The sequence below is a fragment of the Thermophilibacter sp. ZX-H3 genome (assembly GCF_052599055.1).
Window position 1 is genome coordinate 66,008 of sequence record NZ_JBQXES010000010.1, and the last position, 14,747, is coordinate 80,754.

The following is a 14,747-nucleotide window of genomic DNA, read 5'->3' on the forward strand; positions in this document are numbered from 1 at the left end:
TTCTCTGAACGAAAAAACACGTCCCCAATTTGCAGGTTAGATCTCGGCGCCCTGGCCGCCGAAGATCTCGGAGACGGAGCGGCGCATGTAGACGCTGTTGATGGCCTCGGCGAGCTCGTTGGCGACGGAGATCGACTTGATCTTGGAGCCCGGCTTGTTGGCGGCCTCGCAGGGGATGATGTCGGTGACCACGCACTCCACGAGCGGCGCGTCCTCGAGGCGCTGGATGGCCTCGCCGGAGAAGATGCCGTGCGTGGCGGAGACGTAGATGTCGCCGGCGCCCATCTCCTTGAGCTTGCGGACGGAGTTGCAGAGGGTGCCCGCGGTGTCGATCATGTCGTCGTTGACGATGCAGGTCTTGCCCTCGATGTTGCCGATGATGCCCATGACCTCGGACGCGTTGTGCTTGGGACGGCTCTTGTGGGCAATGGCGACCTCGCAGCCCAGGTAGTCGGAGAGGCGCTTGGCGACCTTGGCGCGGCCCATGTCGGGGGAGACCACGACGGTGTTCTCCCAGTCGAAGTCCTTCTCCTTGAAGTAGTCGCCGATGAGGTAGAGGGCGGTGAGGTGGGTCACCGGGATGTCAAAGAAGCCCTGGATCTGACCCTGGTGCAGGTCGATGGTGATGACCTGGTCCACGCCGGCGGCCTCGAGCAGGTTGGCCACGAGACGCGCGGTGATGGGCTCGCGCGCGGAGGCCTTGCGGTCCTGGCGGGCGTAGCAGTAGTGGGGGAGCACGGCGGTGAACTTAGAGGCGGAGGCGCGCTTGGCGGCGTCGGCGACGACGAGCGTCTCCATGAGGAGGTCGTTGACGTTGAGGCCCGAGAGCGACTGGATGAAGAAGACGTCGTCGCCGCGGATGGACTCGTCGAAACGGGCGTAGATCTCGCCGTTGGCGAACTTCTCGATCTTCAGGCCCTGCAGCTCGAGGTGCAGGATGTCGGCGATCTTCTGGGAAAGGGCCGGGTTGCCGGTGCCGGTGTAGAGCTTGATCTCCTTCTTCAGCGGCATGGGCTCACTCAGGTTCTCGTACATCTAGGCCTCACCTTTCTTGAGTCTCTCGAGACGCCGGGCGGCGTACCCCTCAACAATGCGCTCCTTGCTGCGCTCGAGATAGAGCGCGTCGGCAGGGACGTCCTTGGTGACGCAGGAGCTGGCGCCCACGAGGGCGCCGTCGCCGATGGTGACGGGCGCGACCATCATGGTGTCGGAGCCAACGAAGACGTTGTCGCCGATGACGGTGCGGTTCTTGTGCACGCCGTCGTAGTTGCACGTGATGGAGCCGCCGCCGATGTTGACGCCGGCGCCCATGGTGCAGTCGCCGATGTAGGAGAGGTGGGGGACCTTGGAGCCCACGCCGATCGTGGAGTTCTTGATCTCCACGTGCGTGCCCACGTGAGCGCCCTCCAGGACGTGGGCGCCGCCGCGCAGGTAGGCGCGCGGCCCGCAGGTGACGTCCTTCTCGATGGTCACGTCCACGCCGACGGTCTCCTCGAGGGTGACGTGGTCGGCGACGGTGCAGTCCGTGAGGCGCGTGTTGGGGCCGAGCACGCACTCCTCGCCCACGGTCGTGGCGCCCCAGAGCATCGTCATGGGGAGAAGGACGGTGTCGCGCCCGACGGTGACGTCGGGGCCCACCCAGGTGGTGGCGGGGTCGAGCATGGTGACGCCGTCGAGCATGAGGCGCTCGTTGATGCGGTCGCGCGCGAGCGCGGCAAGCTCGGCGAGCTGCACGCGGTTGTTGGCGCCGAGGCCCTCGCGGTAGTCCTCGCAGTGGACGATCGTGGTGGCGTGGCCGTGGCCGCGCAGGATCTCCACCATGTCGGGGAGGTAGTACTCGCCCTGGGCGTTGTCGTTGCCGATCTCCCCCACGTGGGCGGCGAGAAGCGCGCCGTCGAAGGCATAGCAGCCGGCGTTGCACTCCAGGAGCTGCGCATCCTGCTCGGGGGTGCAGTCCTTCTGCTCGACGATGCGCGCCACCGTGCCGTCCTCGGCGAGCTCGATGCGGCCGTAGCCGTGCGGGTCGGGCGGGGTCATCGTGAGGACGGAGGCGGCGTGGCCGCCGTCCGCCACGGAATCGGCGAAGGCGCGGACGGTCTCGGGCTCGATGAGCGGCAGGTCGCCGTTGAGGATGACGACGGGCCCGGCGTCGATGCCGGTCGCCTCGAGCGCCACGCGGACGGCGTGGCCGGTCCCCAGGCGCTCCGCCTGCTCGACGAACTCGACGTTCTTCTCGTTGGCAAGATGGTCCCGCACCTCTTGGGCACCGTTGCCCACGACCACCACGATGCGCTCGGCGCCGGCAACACGCGCGGCGCGCGTGACCCACGAGACGAGCGGGCGGTCGAGGAGCTTGTGCATTACCTTGGGGTGACGGGACTTCATGCGCGTTCCCTCGCCGGCGGCGAGGATGATCGCGGTCATGGGCATGGGCTGAGCCTCCAAGCGCTGTGTTGTCCCAACGTATAGTCATCATGATAGCTCAGCCGCGCGGAAATGCGGCGCCGTGTCCGCCCGTTGACGCCGAATTCTCAGACGCTCCGAGAAAAGTGAGGCGCTTTGGGTTTGCGTCGAGAATATGTGGGTAACAGATAGTCGTTTTGTTATCCTACGTGTCCTGCCGAGAAGAACGGCGGGGCAGGGAAGGGGCCGCCCCATGTGCACGGGGATTCGCTTCACCGACGCCAACGGCGCCATGTACTTCGGTCGCAACCTGGACTGGACCCAGGGCTATGGCGAGCGTGTGGTGATGACCCCTCCTGCGGCGCGCGTCCCGGCCGCCTTCGAGCGGCCGGATGACCTCGAGCGGGGTCACGCCGTCATCGGCATGGGCATCCTCGTGGGCGGCGTGCCGCTCTACTTTGACTGCGGCAACGACGCCGGTCTTGCCGTCGCCGGCCTCAACTTCCCTCAGAGCGCCCGCTACGCCGCGGCCCCGACGGACGGGGGCGTGAACGTTGCGGCCTACGAGTTCCCCTACTGGGTGGCGCGGAACTTCTCGAGTCTGGACGACGTGCGCGCCGCGCTCGCGCGCGTGACCGTCGTGGCGCGCGCGGTGAACGAGCGGCTGCCCGTCGCGAACCTCCACTGGATCATCGGCGACGCCACCGGCAGCGTGGTCGTCGAGTGCCTGGAGGGCGGCCTGCGCGTGTGGGAGAACGACGTCGACGTGCTCACCAACGAGCCGGACTTCGGCTGGCAGCGCCAGAACCTGCGGAACTACCTGACGCTCTCCGAGGACGAGCCCGGCCAGGCCGCGTGGGGAGGGGCGGGGCTCGCCCCGTTTGGCTCCGGCATGGGGATGCACGGCATGCCCGGCGACTACAGCGGTCCTTCTCGCTTTGCGAAGGCGGCGTTCGTGAACACGCACTATCCCGTTCAGGACGGGGAGCGCGCCAACGTCACGCGGCTCTTCCGCACCCTCGGGTCGGTGGCGGTGCCGGACGGCTGCGCGCGCATGGGCGACGGCGCCTTCGAGCGGACGCTCTACACGAGCTGCTTCTCCGCCGCGAGCCTCACCTACTACCACGCGGCCTATGACGACCTCGCGATCAAGGCGTACCCGCTCTCGGGGTGCGACCTTGCGGGCACAGAGCCGGTGGTCGTGGAAGCGGCGGCGTAGCGCAGGGCGGCCCGCGGCACGCCCCGGGCCGGGCGAAAGCAAACGAACAAGGAGAAGACCCATGAGCAATCCCACCTCAGCGGCGGGCGGGGAGGGCGCTGTCGCGTCGTCCCCCGCAGCCGAGAAGTTCCTCGTCCTTCCCGTCATCATCTTGATCCTCGCCCAGATGGGCACGACGGGCGACAACGGCGCCCTGTCGCTGGCCGCCTCGGCCCTCACGAGCGACCTCGGCGCCACGACGTCTGACATCCAGCTCGCCAACATGATCTACCCGCTCGTGGGCGGCGCCTTCATGATCGCCGGCGGCCTTCTGGGGACCATCCTCGGCTGGGCGCGGACGTTCCGCGCGGGCGCCGTCGTGTGCGCCGCGGGCGAGGTGGCGCTCGCGCTCGCGCCGAACATGGCCGTCTTCATCTGGGTGGGGCGCGTCCTCGTGGGGCTCGGCGCGAGCCTGCTCGTCCCCTCGATCCTCGGGCTCATCCCCGTGCTCTACAGCGGCCGCAACCGCATGGTTGCCTTCGGCTGCGTCGGCGCGGCGTCCGGACTCTCCGCCGTGCTGCCGCTCGTGCTGGGCATGGTCATGGAGAGTGCCGGGATGAAGCCGACCTTCCTGCTGCTCGCGGCCTACTTCGCGGTGGTGGCGGCGCTCTCGCTGCGGCTCCCGCGCGCGGCGTCCGCGGGCGAGAGGCTCGCGTTCGACGGAATCGGCGTGACCCTCGCCGCGCTGGGGCTGTTCCTCTTCCTGATCGGCCTCTCCAACGTGTCCGCCTGGGGCCTCATCACCCCGTTCGAGCGCTGCCCGTTCACGATCTTCGGCATCTCGCCGGCCCTGCCGGTGATGGCGTGCGGCATCGTGGTGCTCGTGGTCCTCGTGCGGGTGGAGCGCCGCGTGGAGGAGAAGAACGGCATCGCGCTCCTGCCGAGCTCCTTCCTGCGGACGCCGCAGGTGCTCGCCGGTCTTGCCGCCAACGCGATCATGTTCTTCTTCATGGGCGCGCAGTCCATCCTCATGGCGCCCTACCTGCAGCTCGTTGCCGGCTGGTCGCCCGTCGACGTGGGCGTCATCTCAATCGTGACGGGCGTGCCCACCTTCGCCTTCTCGCTGGGCATCCCCAAGCTGCTCCCGCACGCCAACCCGCGCCACGTCATCCAGGCGGGCTATCTCGAGATGGCGCTCGCCCTCGGCGTCATGGCCCTCTCGGTCACGACGGACGGCGCCAGCGCGGCCGGCGTCTACGCGGGCGCGTTTCTCGCCGGCATGGGGGCGGGCACGGTGGCCTCGCACGCGAGCAACATCGTCGCCCTTGCCCTGCCGGAGCGTGACGCCTCCCAGTCGGGCGGCATCCAGAGCACGATGCGCAACGTCGGCCAGGCGTTCGGCGTGGCGCTGCTCGGCGCGGTGCTGCTCTTTGGGATGACCAACGCCATGCACGCGGGGATCGCGGGCGACGCGGCCCTGTCCCCGGAGGTGCGCGGGCAGCTCTCCAACATGAGCGTTGACCTCGAGAGCAACGACGAGTTCGAGCGGCAGCTCGATCAGGTCGATCTGACCCAGGACGAGCGCGACGAGCTGGTCAGGCTGGATGCTCAGGCCCGCTTCGACTCCACGCGCGCCGCCTATGCGGTGGGGGCCGTCATCGTGCTTCTCGGCCTCGCGACCACCCCGATGATCACGAAGCGCTAGGCGGCGAGCACTCACGCGTCCGGGTCGACGATGTAGCGCAGCGAGAGGAGGAAGAGCGCGCTGATGGCGAGGCAGGCGAACTTGCCCGTCGCGTCGATCAGGAGCTTGCACGCCACGGCGCCGACGCAAAACGACGCGACGAGCCCGGCGTAGCGAGCCGATCGATGCAGCTCGTGACGGTCCTTCTCGAAGATGCCGTCGTAGAGCGTCTCCCCGAGGGAGCGCAGGTTGCCGGTGCAGAAGACGCTCGCGTACGCCGACCTGGTCCCGAACTGCCGGAAGTTCTCGTACGAGACGGCGGCGCAGAACGAGATGGCACTGTTGACGAGCAGGTCGGGCGCGCCCTCCGGCAGGAGCGCCACGACGGCGAACGCAACGGCCTCGAAGACGGCGACCCATCGCTGCATGCGGTGGGTCGCCCTTCCGTGCACGCGGACGAGGACGTGGCGCGAGAGCATGATGCCGGCGACGAAGGCGAGGATGGACACGAGGTAGTGCGACACGCCGAGCCACGCCCCCTCGGCGAGGTTCATGCAGAGCAGGACGATGTTGCCGGTCTGCCCCGTCGCAAAGACGTGGTCGTGCAGCAGGTACGAGTACGCGTCCATGAACCCGCCCGCGCAGATGACGATGAGCCCGAGCCGCACGGGCACCTTGGTCCTTCTTGCCGCCGCCTGTTCCGCCATGCTCCCTCTTTCGCTCGACGCCGCGTCCGCCGCGTGTCATGCTAGGGCAAAACGTTCGGGCGGCGCGACAGTTTGCCGGAGGGAAACACGATGGGTGATGACCCGGCCATGGCGGGCGAGAAGAACGTCGAGCTGAGGCGTGACGCCGAGGGGCTCGCGCTCGTGGGCGACGGCATGGTGCTGCGCGCGGATTTCGCGCGCCTGCTGCCCCGGCTGCGCCCGGACCGCCTGGGGCGAGAGCTGCTCGTGCGCGCGGCGCGCGTGCGCGGCGTCCCCGATCCGCGCGCCGTTGACGCCACGGCGGGGCTCGGGGAGGACTCGCTGCTTCTGGCGGCGGCGGGGTTTGCGGTCGCGATGTTCGAGCAGGACCCGGTGATCGCGGCGCTCCTGCGCGACGCGCTCGAGCGGGCGGCTGACGACCCGAGGCTCTCGGGTATCGTGGGACGGATGGAGCTCGTGGAGGGCGATTCAGTCTTTGGGCTGCGTGCGCTGGGCTTCTCGCCCGACGTGGTGTTTCTGGACCCGATGTTTCCCGAGCGCACCAAGAGCGCGGCGGTGAAGAAGAAGTTCCAGCTTCTGCACCATCTCGAGCGGCCGTGCGACAACGAGGGGGAGCTGCTGGACGCTGCGCTGGCGGCGCGCCCGCGAAAGGTCGTCGTCAAGCGGCCGCCCAAGGGGCCGTGGCTCGCGGGCGCCAAGCCGAGCCATTCCGTTGCGGGCAAGGCGGTCCGCTATGACGTCATCGTGCCGCCGCGGGACAGCGGGGAACATCCTGCGTAATCCGTCGATTGTCGGTGATTTCTGGGGGAGGGGTTAAGTACTGCCCGTCAGATAGCATTTTTTGACCTGCGGTTTCGTGGTGGCTCAAGAGCCTGTACTCAACGTGTTCGTCAAAAATCACCGACAATCGGAGCGCGTGCCCGCGCGCCGCCGTCAAAGGGGCGTCCCACGCCTCCGCCCGACCTCGTCTCCGGTAGAATTGGGGCATCGATTCCCCGTTCAAAGGAGCTGGCATGGACCTCCCGAACAAGCGCCCGGACAACATGGAGCGCATCACCACCCCCGAGCTTGCGCAGGCCTTCATCGATGAGCAGGTCGAGGCCGTCCGCGCGCAGGTCGGCGACAAGAAGGTCCTGCTGGCCCTCTCCGGCGGCGTGGACTCCTCCGTGGTGGCCGCGCTGCTGATCAAGGCCATCGGCAAGCAGCTCATCTGCGTGCACGTGAACCACGGCCTCATGCGCAAGGGCGAGTCCGAGCAGGTCGTCGACGTCTTCAAGAACCAGATGGACGCCAACCTCGTCTACGTTGACGCCACGGACCGCTTCCTCGACCTGCTGGCAGGTGTGGCCGAGCCCGAGCGCAAGCGCAAGATCATCGGCGCCGAGTTCATCCGCGTCTTCGAGGAGGAGGCCCGCAAGGTCGCCGACGACGTGGACTTCCTGGCGCAGGGCACCATCTACCCCGACATCGTCGAGTCTGACGGCGTGAAGGCCCACCACAACGTGGGTGGCCTGCCCGACGACCTGCAGTTCGAGCTCGTGGAGCCCGTTCGCCTGCTCTTCAAGGACGAGGTCCGCGTGGTGGGCCGCGCGCTCGGCCTGCCCGAGGGCATGGTCGAGCGCCAGCCGTTCCCTGGCCCGGGCCTCGGCGTGCGCTGCCTCGGCGCCATCACCCGCGAACGCCTGGAGGCACTGTGCGAGGCCGACGCCATCCTGCGCGAGGAGTTCGCTGAGGCGGGCCTGGTCGGCAAGGTCTGGCAGTACTTCGTCGTGGTGCCCGACATGCGCGCGACCGGCGTGCGCGACGGCAAGCGCGCCTACGACTGGCCGGCCATCATCCGCGCCGTCAACACCGTCGACGCCATGACCGCCACCGTGCCCGAGCTCGACTGGGCGCTGCTCAAGAAGATCACCGACCGCATCTTGGCCGAGGTGCCGGGCATCTGCCGTGTGACGTACGATCTCACGCCCAAGCCCGTCGGCACAATCGAGTGGGAATAAGTAATTTAACTAAATTAACGGGTGCCCCGTCGCTTCCGAGTGGCGGGGCACCCGCTTTACCAGCGAGAAGAACGGAGACTTGATGGACCTCGCGGAAGTGCGGCAGCGCATGGCCGACGGTCGGCTCTACGCTTGCAACAGCCCCGAGCTCTTTGCTGAGCAGGAGCGCCGGCGCGACGTGCTGGACGCTTACAACGCGCTGCCGTTCAGCAGCTCCGAGGAGCGCGACGCGCTTCTCGCCAGGCTCGTCGCCGAGGTGGGCGAGGGCTGCATGATCGAGCCGCCGTTCCACGCCAACTGGGGCGGCGCGAACCTGCACCTGGGCAACAACGTCTACGCCAACATGGGCCTCACGCTGGTGGACGATGCGGACATCTTCATCGAGGACGACGTCATGATCGGTCCCAACGTCACCATCTGCACGGCGTCGCACCCCGTCTCGCCGCGTCTGCGCGCAAAGGGCCTGCAGTACAACAAGCCCGTCCGCATCTGCGCAGGCGCGTGGCTCGGTGCGGGATGCGTGGTGCTGCCGGGCGTGACGGTGGGCGCGGGCTCGGTGATCGGCGCGGGAAGCGCGGTCACGCGTGACGTGCCTGCCGGTGTGGTTGCCGTGGGCAACCCGTGCCGCGTGCTGCGCGAGATTTGCGAGAAGGACGATCGCGTCTACGACCACAACAGGCCGGTCGAGAAGCCCTGGTTCGATGCGTGACGCTGGTTTGCTGCGTGACCTGGCGGTTGCCGGTCGCTCGCTTGAGCGTGCCGAGAGGACTCGCCATGCTGCGGAGGGAGCCCATGACCCTACGGCCACGCCGTACTTCGTGCTCGAGGATCTCCTCGGAGGGTTGGATCTCGTCGCCGACTCTCATCTGCTCGACGTGGGCTGCGGCGCCGGCCGCGTGCTCGCATACTTTGTGGGTGCGGCGCTGCCCGGGCACGTGACGGGCGTTGAGCTGGACCCGGCGCTCGCGGCGGAGGCGGCCGCGTGGTCCGCGCGCTATCCCAACGTGAGCGTGGTCGCGGGCAGCGCGCTCGACCTCCCGCTCGCCGACTATACGCATGTCTATCTGTTCAATCCGTTTGACACGCCGGTGCTCGCGGCGTTTCTCGACAAACTGGAGTGCGAGGCCGTGGGCCCCGTGACGCTCGTGCACATGTCGGACAACGGCGAGTGGCCGGCCTATGTCGGCCGAGCGCGCTGGACCGTGCTGCGCGAGGGCACCTTCGAGCTGCCGGGCGAGGAGGGCGACTGCCCGCAGCACTTCACGGTAAGACAACTCGATTTCACGTAGGGGACCGATTTCACATCAGTTGCCGTTTTTTCGCTTGCGCTACGTTGAAGGTGCTATACAATCCTCCCAACTGGAAACGTTTCCAATCCGAAGAGGGAAACGAGGAGCGAGAAAGGAACGCCCATGAGCACGTGGCTCGACGACGCGGTCTTCTACGAGATCTACCCGCAGAGCTTCAACGACACCAACGACGACGGCATCGGTGACCTTCAGGGCATCATCGAGAAGCTCGACTACGTGCGCGAGCTGGGTGCTAACGCTCTCTGGCTCAACCCGTGCTTCGCGTCCCCCTTCGGCGATGCGGGCTACGACGTGGCAGACTACTGCCAGGTGGCCCCGCGCTACGGCTCCAACAAGGACCTCGAGCGGCTCTTTGCTGAGGCGCATGCCCGTGACATGCATGTTCTTCTCGACCTTGTGCCCGGGCACACCTCCATCGAGCATCCCTGGTTCAAGGAGTCCTGCCGGGCCGAGCCCAACGAGTTCTCGGGCCGCTACGTCTGGACCGATGACGTATGGACCCCGGTGGGCGACGTCCCGGGTGTGAACGGCGTGCTGCGCGGCATCGCAGAGCGCAACGGTGCCGTGGCCGTGAACTTCTTTGCTTTCCAGCCTGCTCTCAACTACGGCTTCTATCGCGTGACCGAGCCCTGGCAGAGCGCGATGGACTCGCCGGAGGCTCTTGCCACGCGCCAGGCCATGAAGGACGTCATGGCGTTCTGGCTGGACCGCGGCTGCGATGGCTTCCGTGTGGATATGGCGGGCTCGCTCGTGAAGGACGATCCCGAGCAGGAGGGCACGATCGCCCTCTGGCAGGACATGCGCGCGTTCCTGGACGAGCGCTACCCCAACGCCGTGCTCATCTCCGAGTGGGGCGAGCCCGACAAGACCATCCGCGCGGGCTTCCACATGGACTTCCTGCTGCAGTTTGGCACGTCGCACTACATGGACCTCTTCCGCTGCGAGCACCCGTGGTTCGCGCGAGAGGGCGCGGGCGACGCGAGTGAGTTTGTGGCCACGTACCGCCGCAACATGGAGCTCACGGACGGCAAGGGCCTCATGTGCATCCCGTCTGGCAACCACGACATGGACCGCATGCGCAAGTTCCTTGACCCGGAGGAGATGAAGCTGGCCTTTGCCTTCATCCTGTCCATGCCGGGATGCCCCTTTGTCTACGCCGGAGACGAGATTGGCATGCGCCATCTGGACGTGATCTCGGTCGAGGGCGGCTACCAGCGCACGGGTGCGCGTTCGCCGATCCAGTGGGACGCGGCCGAGCCCAACTACGGCTTCTCCGGCGCGCCCGCCGACGCGCTCTACATCCCGCAGGACGCGGGCGACGACGCGCCCACGGTGGCGGCCCAGATGGCTGACGAATCCTCGCTCTGGCGCGAGGTCCAGCGGCTCGTCGCGCTGCGCCGCTCCACGCCGGCGCTCGGCGTGAACGCGTCTGTGGACTTCGTCTACTGCGAGAAGGACGCGTATCCGCTCGTCTACCTGCGATCCGTTCGCGAGGAGGGCGGCCAGCGCGTGCTGGTGGCGCTCAACCCCGCCGCGCGCGAGGTCGAGGTTCCGTGCGACTTCGAGGCTGCGCGCGTGCTCTACGCGCTGGGTGACGAGGCCTATCTTGCCGGTGGCGTGCTGCATGTTCCCGCCGCCTCCGCCACGTTCTTCGAGCTCTAGGGAGTGCGTGACGCGGGGCCGGGCTGGCTCGCCCCGTCCCCGCGTCACGCCCTAGAATCGCCGAGACAGAGCATCCGGACGGAATCGACCCCTTGGAGCGTCAGTTCTGTCCGAATCCTCTGTCTCGACGCTCGGTCGTGGGCCGTTCGTCACGGTTCGTCACGCAAAGGTCCCCTCGCGCAGCTCCCGGTACGCCCGATCGAGCTCCTCGTTGGTGTTCATGACGATGGGGCCGCCCCAGGCGATTGGCTCCCGGAGCGGCTGGCTTGCGACGTAGAGAACCTCCGCTCCGCCGTCGCCCGCGGCGATGGTCAGCCGGTCGCCCCTCGTGAGGCGTGCCGCCGTCTTTTCCGAGACGGGCTCGCCCGCAACGCGCACGCTGCCCGTCAGCGTGAAGACGAAGGCGGTGCGCTCGGGGTCGAGCACGAGCGAGGTCTCAGATTCCGGCTCAAGATGGATGTCATAGTAATCGAGAGGCAGGTAGGACCCCTCAAAGCCATGGACGTCCCCATATGTTCCCGCGAGGACGCGCAGGCGGCCGCCCGCAAGCGTAACCTCGGGGATGCTCTCGCGACGGATGGCGTGATAGCTCGGGGGAACCATCTTGTCCCGTGCGGGGAGGTTGAGCCAGAGCTGGACCCCGAGCAGGCGCGTGACGCCCGGCATCATCTCCTCGTGCAGGATGCCGGAGCCCGCCGTCATCCACTGGACCTCGCCGTCGCGCACGGTGTCCTCGTGTCCGAGGCTGTCGCGATGCCGCATGGCCCCACGCGCGATGAAGCTGATCGTCTCGATGCCGCGGTGCGGATGCAGTGGGAAGCCGGCCTCCCAGTCCGCGGGGTCGGTGCTGTCAAATGAGTCGAGCATGAGGATGGGGTCAAAGCGCTCGGTTGTCTGCGGTCCGAGTACGCGCACGAGGCTCACGCCGCCCCCGTCCTCAGTGCGAAAACCCCCTCACGCGCTCAGCAACGGTGCGTTCCATCGGGTACCTCCCATTCGTGTCCTGACGGGCCTATACCCGACGTTCCCCGGATAATTCATATGCTATTGAGATGCTCACATTTTGTGCATCGGCTGCGGGCGGGGCGTGGCGAGAGGGCGGGGCGGCGGGACCTCCGTCCCGACCCGCGTGTCAAATTGGCGTTGAGGGGCGCTCGTCCTTCTCGGCTGCTATGCTTAGCTGCGGATATCCAGCCCTGTCAACGCCACGCAAGGGGGACCAATGCTCAAGGACAACGCCATCTGGATGGGCGTGGGCGCCGAGCCCGACAACAAGCCCGTCAGCCTGCTGCTCGACCAGGCCAACCGCCACGGCCTCATCGCCGGCGCGTCCGGCACGGGCAAGACCGTGACGCTCAAGCTCATGGCCGAGGGCTTCTCCAAGGCGGGCGTCCCCGTCTTCATGGCCGACGTCAAGGGCGACATCACCGGCATGTGCTCGGCCGGCGAGGACACCGAGGACATGCAGAAGCGCATCAATAAGTTCGGCCTTGAGGGCTTTGCCTACGAGGGCTGCCCCGTGCGCCTGTGGGACATGCTCGGCGGACAGGGGATTCCGGTGCGCATCACCGTCTCCGACATGGGTCCCTCGCTCCTCTCGCGCCTGCTCGAGCTCACCGAGGTCCAGGAGGGCGTGCTCGACATCGTCTTCCGCATCGCTGACGACAAGAACCTCCTGCTGATCGATCTCAAGGACCTGCGGTCGATGCTCAACTACGTGGCCGAGAACGCCAAGGAGTACGAGACCACCTATGGCAAGGTCTCAAGCCAGTCCGTGGGAGCCATTCTGCGCAAGCTCATCTCGATCGAGGACGAGGGCGGTGACGTCTTCTTCGGCGAGCCGGACCTCGACCTCGCCGACTGGTTCGCGTGCGCTCCGAACGGGCAGGGCTACGTGAACGTCCTCAATGCCGCCAAGCTCATCCAGAGCCCGCAGATCTACGCGATGTTCCTGCTGTGGATGCTCTCGGAGCTCTTTGACACGCTGCCGGAGGAGGGCGATCTCGAGAAGCCCAAGTTTGTCTTCTTCTTCGACGAGGCGCACCTGCTCTTCAACGACATGCCGGGCGAGCTTCTGGATAAGATCGTCCAGGTGGTCAAGCTCATCCGCTCCAAGGGCGTGGGCGTCTACTTCATCACGCAGAGCCCGAGCGACATCCCCGACGAGGTGCTCGCCCAGCTCTCCAACCGCGTGCAGCACGGCCTGCGCGCCTACACGCCGGCCGAGCAGAAGGCGGTGCGCGCCGCCGCGCAGTCGTTCCGCGAGAACCCGGCGTTCAAGAGCGAGGACGTCATTCTGGAGCTGGGCACCGGCGAGGCGCTTGTCTCGTTCCTGAACAAGGACGGCCAGCCCGAGGTCGTGGAGCGCGCCAAGATCCTGCCGCCGCAGTGCCTCATGGCCGCCGCGCCCGAGACCGACCTCAACGCCGCGCTCGACGCCCAGTCCGACCTCATGGAGAAGTACGGCGAGGCCGTGGACCGCGAGAGCGCCTTCGAGCAGCTGAGCGAGGAGGCCGAGAAGGACGAGGAGGCCGAGCGCCTCGCTGAGGAGCGCGCGGCCCTTGAGAAGGAGAAGGCCGAGCTCGAGAAGCTGAAGGCCAAGGAGGCAGCCAAGGCTGAGCGTGAGGCCGAGCGCGCCGCCGCCAGGGCCGAGAGAGAGGCCGAGAAGGCCGCGGAGCGCGAGGCCCGCGCCCGCGAGAAGCAGCAGGAGCAGATGATGAAGGGCATCGGCAAGATTGCCAGCCAGATCTTCGGCACCTTCGGCCGCGAGGCCACGCGCCAGATCACCCGCAATCTCTTTGGCGGTCGCCGCCGTTAGGGCGTGCCACTGGCGTCAGGTTTATTTGGCACGCGTAGGCCGCGTGCCAAATAAACCTGACGCCAGTGGCACGCCCGTCCCCTTTTACGCGCGGCGTCTGAGCTGACGCTCGCGCATCTCGCTCACCTCGGAGATCACCCAGAAGGCCGTGGGGTCGACGGACGTTATCATCTCGCGGATGGCCCAGAGCTTGCGCCGGGGGATGACGCTGAGCAGCGCCCTGCCCTCCTGACGCGTGTAGCCCTGCTCGATGGGGATCACGGTGACGCCCGCGTCCTGCTCCCGCAGGATGTTCTCGCGAATCGCCTCATGCTCGGTCGAGAAGATGAGAAGCTGGACCTGCGAGCGGCCCATGACCATGACCCGGTTCATCACGATGGTGAGCAGCGTCAGGGCGAGCACGCCCAGCAGCACCTGCTCGAAGTTGGAGAAGGGGAGCTGGCAGGCGATGACGCAGGCGTCGATCGCCCAGAGCAGGGCCGAGACGCTGGCGTGCAGGTACTTGTGCGCGATGAGGGCGATGATGTCGCTGCCGCCCGACGAGCCGCCGGCGCGCAGGATGAGCCCCGTTCCAGCTCCCATGAGCGTCCCGGCGCAGACCGCCGCGAGCATGGGCTCCTCGGTGAGGTGACCAAACGGCAGCGTCTCAAGGGCGGACATGGCAAGCGGGTAGGCGATGGTGCTGAAGATGGTCGACGCGGCGAAGCGCCGCCCGAGGATGAGCGCGCCCAGCAGGAAGAGCACCCCGTTGACGGCCAGCACCACGAGTGAGAGCGGCAGGGGCGCCAGATGGGTGATCACGAGCGAGATGCCGGTCGACCCGCCGAGCACGAGGCCGTGCGGGACGATGAAGAAGGTGACGGCAACGGCCACGAGCACGTTGCCGAGCGCAATAGAGAGTAACTTGATCAGCCTGTGCGACATGGTTCTCCATCTGTGCGTTGGGGCAATTCCCAATGTACCGA

Annotated in this window: 13 protein-coding genes; 8 read left to right on the top strand and 5 right to left on the bottom strand. The window is 67.4% G+C overall.

The genetic code is table 11. From position 1 onward, the window contains the following. Positions 1-36: 36 nt before the first annotated feature. Together ACULPM_RS05745 and glmU are read right to left on the bottom strand one after the other, a co-directional pair. Positions 37-1,035, bottom strand: coding sequence for a ribose-phosphate diphosphokinase (locus ACULPM_RS05745; protein ID WP_167930090.1), 999 nt, complete (start codon positions 1,033-1,035; stop codon positions 37-39). Beyond that, positions 1,036-2,430: a bifunctional UDP-N-acetylglucosamine diphosphorylase/glucosamine-1-phosphate N-acetyltransferase GlmU gene (gene glmU / locus ACULPM_RS05750; protein WP_445331499.1), complete on the bottom strand. Its 1,395-nt coding sequence runs from the start codon at positions 2,428-2,430 to the stop codon at positions 1,036-1,038. Between the two features lie 226 nt (positions 2,431-2,656). Here glmU and bsh point away from each other — a divergent pair, with 226 nt between their 5' ends. Together bsh and ACULPM_RS05760 are read left to right on the top strand one after the other, a co-directional pair. After that, positions 2,657-3,622, top strand: a complete 966-nt coding sequence (bsh, locus tag ACULPM_RS05755; RefSeq protein ID WP_445331498.1) for a choloylglycine hydrolase — start codon at positions 2,657-2,659, stop codon at positions 3,620-3,622. 61 nt (positions 3,623-3,683) lie between these two features. Then, complete coding sequence (locus ACULPM_RS05760; protein ID WP_445331497.1) at positions 3,684-5,306, top strand: MFS transporter; 1,623 nt, start codon at positions 3,684-3,686, stop codon at positions 5,304-5,306. Positions 5,307-5,317: 11 nt separating this feature from the next. On the opposite strand, the gene ACULPM_RS05765 is transcribed toward ACULPM_RS05760, so the two are convergent. Then, positions 5,318-5,992: a YoaK family protein gene (locus ACULPM_RS05765; protein WP_167930086.1), complete on the bottom strand. Its 675-nt coding sequence runs from the start codon at positions 5,990-5,992 to the stop codon at positions 5,318-5,320. A gap of 90 nt (positions 5,993-6,082) precedes the next feature. Between ACULPM_RS05765 and ACULPM_RS05770 the strand changes: the two genes are divergently transcribed. The 5 genes from ACULPM_RS05770 (at position 6,083) to ACULPM_RS05790 (ending at position 10,964) form a co-directional block, all read left to right on the top strand. After that, the gene (locus tag ACULPM_RS05770; RefSeq protein ID WP_445331496.1) at positions 6,083-6,772 is read left to right on the top strand and encodes a class I SAM-dependent methyltransferase; all 690 of its coding nucleotides are present in this window, start codon (positions 6,083-6,085) and stop codon (positions 6,770-6,772) included. Between the two features lie 233 nt (positions 6,773-7,005). Further along, positions 7,006-7,992 (top strand): glutamine-hydrolyzing GMP synthase, encoded by a 987-nt coding sequence (gene guaA / locus ACULPM_RS05775; RefSeq protein ID WP_445331495.1) that lies wholly within the window; start codon positions 7,006-7,008, stop codon positions 7,990-7,992. A gap of 82 nt (positions 7,993-8,074) precedes the next feature. Continuing rightward, a complete protein-coding gene (locus ACULPM_RS05780; protein WP_445331494.1) occupies positions 8,075-8,701 on the top strand; it encodes a sugar O-acetyltransferase in 627 nt (208 codons plus the stop codon). Beyond that, complete coding sequence (locus ACULPM_RS05785; protein ID WP_167930082.1) at positions 8,694-9,281, top strand: class I SAM-dependent methyltransferase; 588 nt, start codon at positions 8,694-8,696, stop codon at positions 9,279-9,281. Before ACULPM_RS05780 ends, ACULPM_RS05785 begins: the two co-directional genes overlap by 8 nt. A 123-nt stretch (positions 9,282-9,404) precedes the next feature. Beyond that, positions 9,405-10,964 carry an alpha-amylase family glycosyl hydrolase gene (locus tag ACULPM_RS05790; protein WP_445331493.1) on the top strand — a complete coding sequence of 520 codons (1,560 nt, stop codon included), beginning with the start codon at positions 9,405-9,407 and terminating at the stop codon, positions 10,962-10,964. 159 nt (positions 10,965-11,123) lie between these two features. On the opposite strand, the gene ACULPM_RS05795 is transcribed toward ACULPM_RS05790, so the two are convergent. Next, positions 11,124-11,888 (bottom strand): pirin family protein, encoded by a 765-nt coding sequence (locus ACULPM_RS05795; protein WP_445331492.1) that lies wholly within the window; start codon positions 11,886-11,888, stop codon positions 11,124-11,126. A 298-nt stretch (positions 11,889-12,186) separates the two neighbouring features. Here ACULPM_RS05795 and ACULPM_RS05800 point away from each other — a divergent pair, with 298 nt between their 5' ends. After that, complete coding sequence (locus ACULPM_RS05800; RefSeq protein ID WP_445331491.1) at positions 12,187-13,782, top strand: helicase HerA-like domain-containing protein; 1,596 nt, start codon at positions 12,187-12,189, stop codon at positions 13,780-13,782. 84 nt (positions 13,783-13,866) lie between these two features. Here the strand turns inward: ACULPM_RS05800 and ACULPM_RS05805 are convergent, their stop codons facing one another. Further along, on the bottom strand, positions 13,867-14,706 hold the full coding sequence (locus ACULPM_RS05805; protein ID WP_445331490.1) for a YitT family protein: 840 nt from the start codon (positions 14,704-14,706) through the stop codon (positions 13,867-13,869). Between the last annotated feature and the right edge of the window lie 41 nt (positions 14,707-14,747).

Excerpts from the sequence above, each read along its gene's own strand:
- ACULPM_RS05745 (WP_167930090.1), bottom strand. The coding sequence starts at position 1,035 with ATGTACGAGAACCTGAGTGAGCCCATGCCGCTGAAGAAGGAGATCAAG.
- glmU (WP_445331499.1), bottom strand. The coding sequence starts at position 2,430 with ATGCCCATGACCGCGATCATCCTCGCCGCCGGCGAGGGAACGCGCATG.
- bsh (WP_445331498.1), top strand. The coding sequence starts at position 2,657 with ATGTGCACGGGGATTCGCTTCACCGACGCCAACGGCGCCATGTACTTC.
- ACULPM_RS05760 (WP_445331497.1), top strand. The coding sequence starts at position 3,684 with ATGAGCAATCCCACCTCAGCGGCGGGCGGGGAGGGCGCTGTCGCGTCG.
- ACULPM_RS05765 (WP_167930086.1), bottom strand. The coding sequence starts at position 5,992 with ATGGCGGAACAGGCGGCGGCAAGAAGGACCAAGGTGCCCGTGCGGCTC.
- ACULPM_RS05770 (WP_445331496.1), top strand. The coding sequence starts at position 6,083 with ATGGGTGATGACCCGGCCATGGCGGGCGAGAAGAACGTCGAGCTGAGG.
- guaA (WP_445331495.1), top strand. The coding sequence starts at position 7,006 with ATGGACCTCCCGAACAAGCGCCCGGACAACATGGAGCGCATCACCACC.
- ACULPM_RS05780 (WP_445331494.1), top strand. The coding sequence starts at position 8,075 with ATGGACCTCGCGGAAGTGCGGCAGCGCATGGCCGACGGTCGGCTCTAC.
- ACULPM_RS05785 (WP_167930082.1), top strand. The coding sequence starts at position 8,694 with ATGCGTGACGCTGGTTTGCTGCGTGACCTGGCGGTTGCCGGTCGCTCG.
- ACULPM_RS05790 (WP_445331493.1), top strand. The coding sequence starts at position 9,405 with ATGAGCACGTGGCTCGACGACGCGGTCTTCTACGAGATCTACCCGCAG.
- ACULPM_RS05800 (WP_445331491.1), top strand. The coding sequence starts at position 12,187 with ATGCTCAAGGACAACGCCATCTGGATGGGCGTGGGCGCCGAGCCCGAC.
- ACULPM_RS05805 (WP_445331490.1), bottom strand. The coding sequence starts at position 14,706 with ATGTCGCACAGGCTGATCAAGTTACTCTCTATTGCGCTCGGCAACGTG.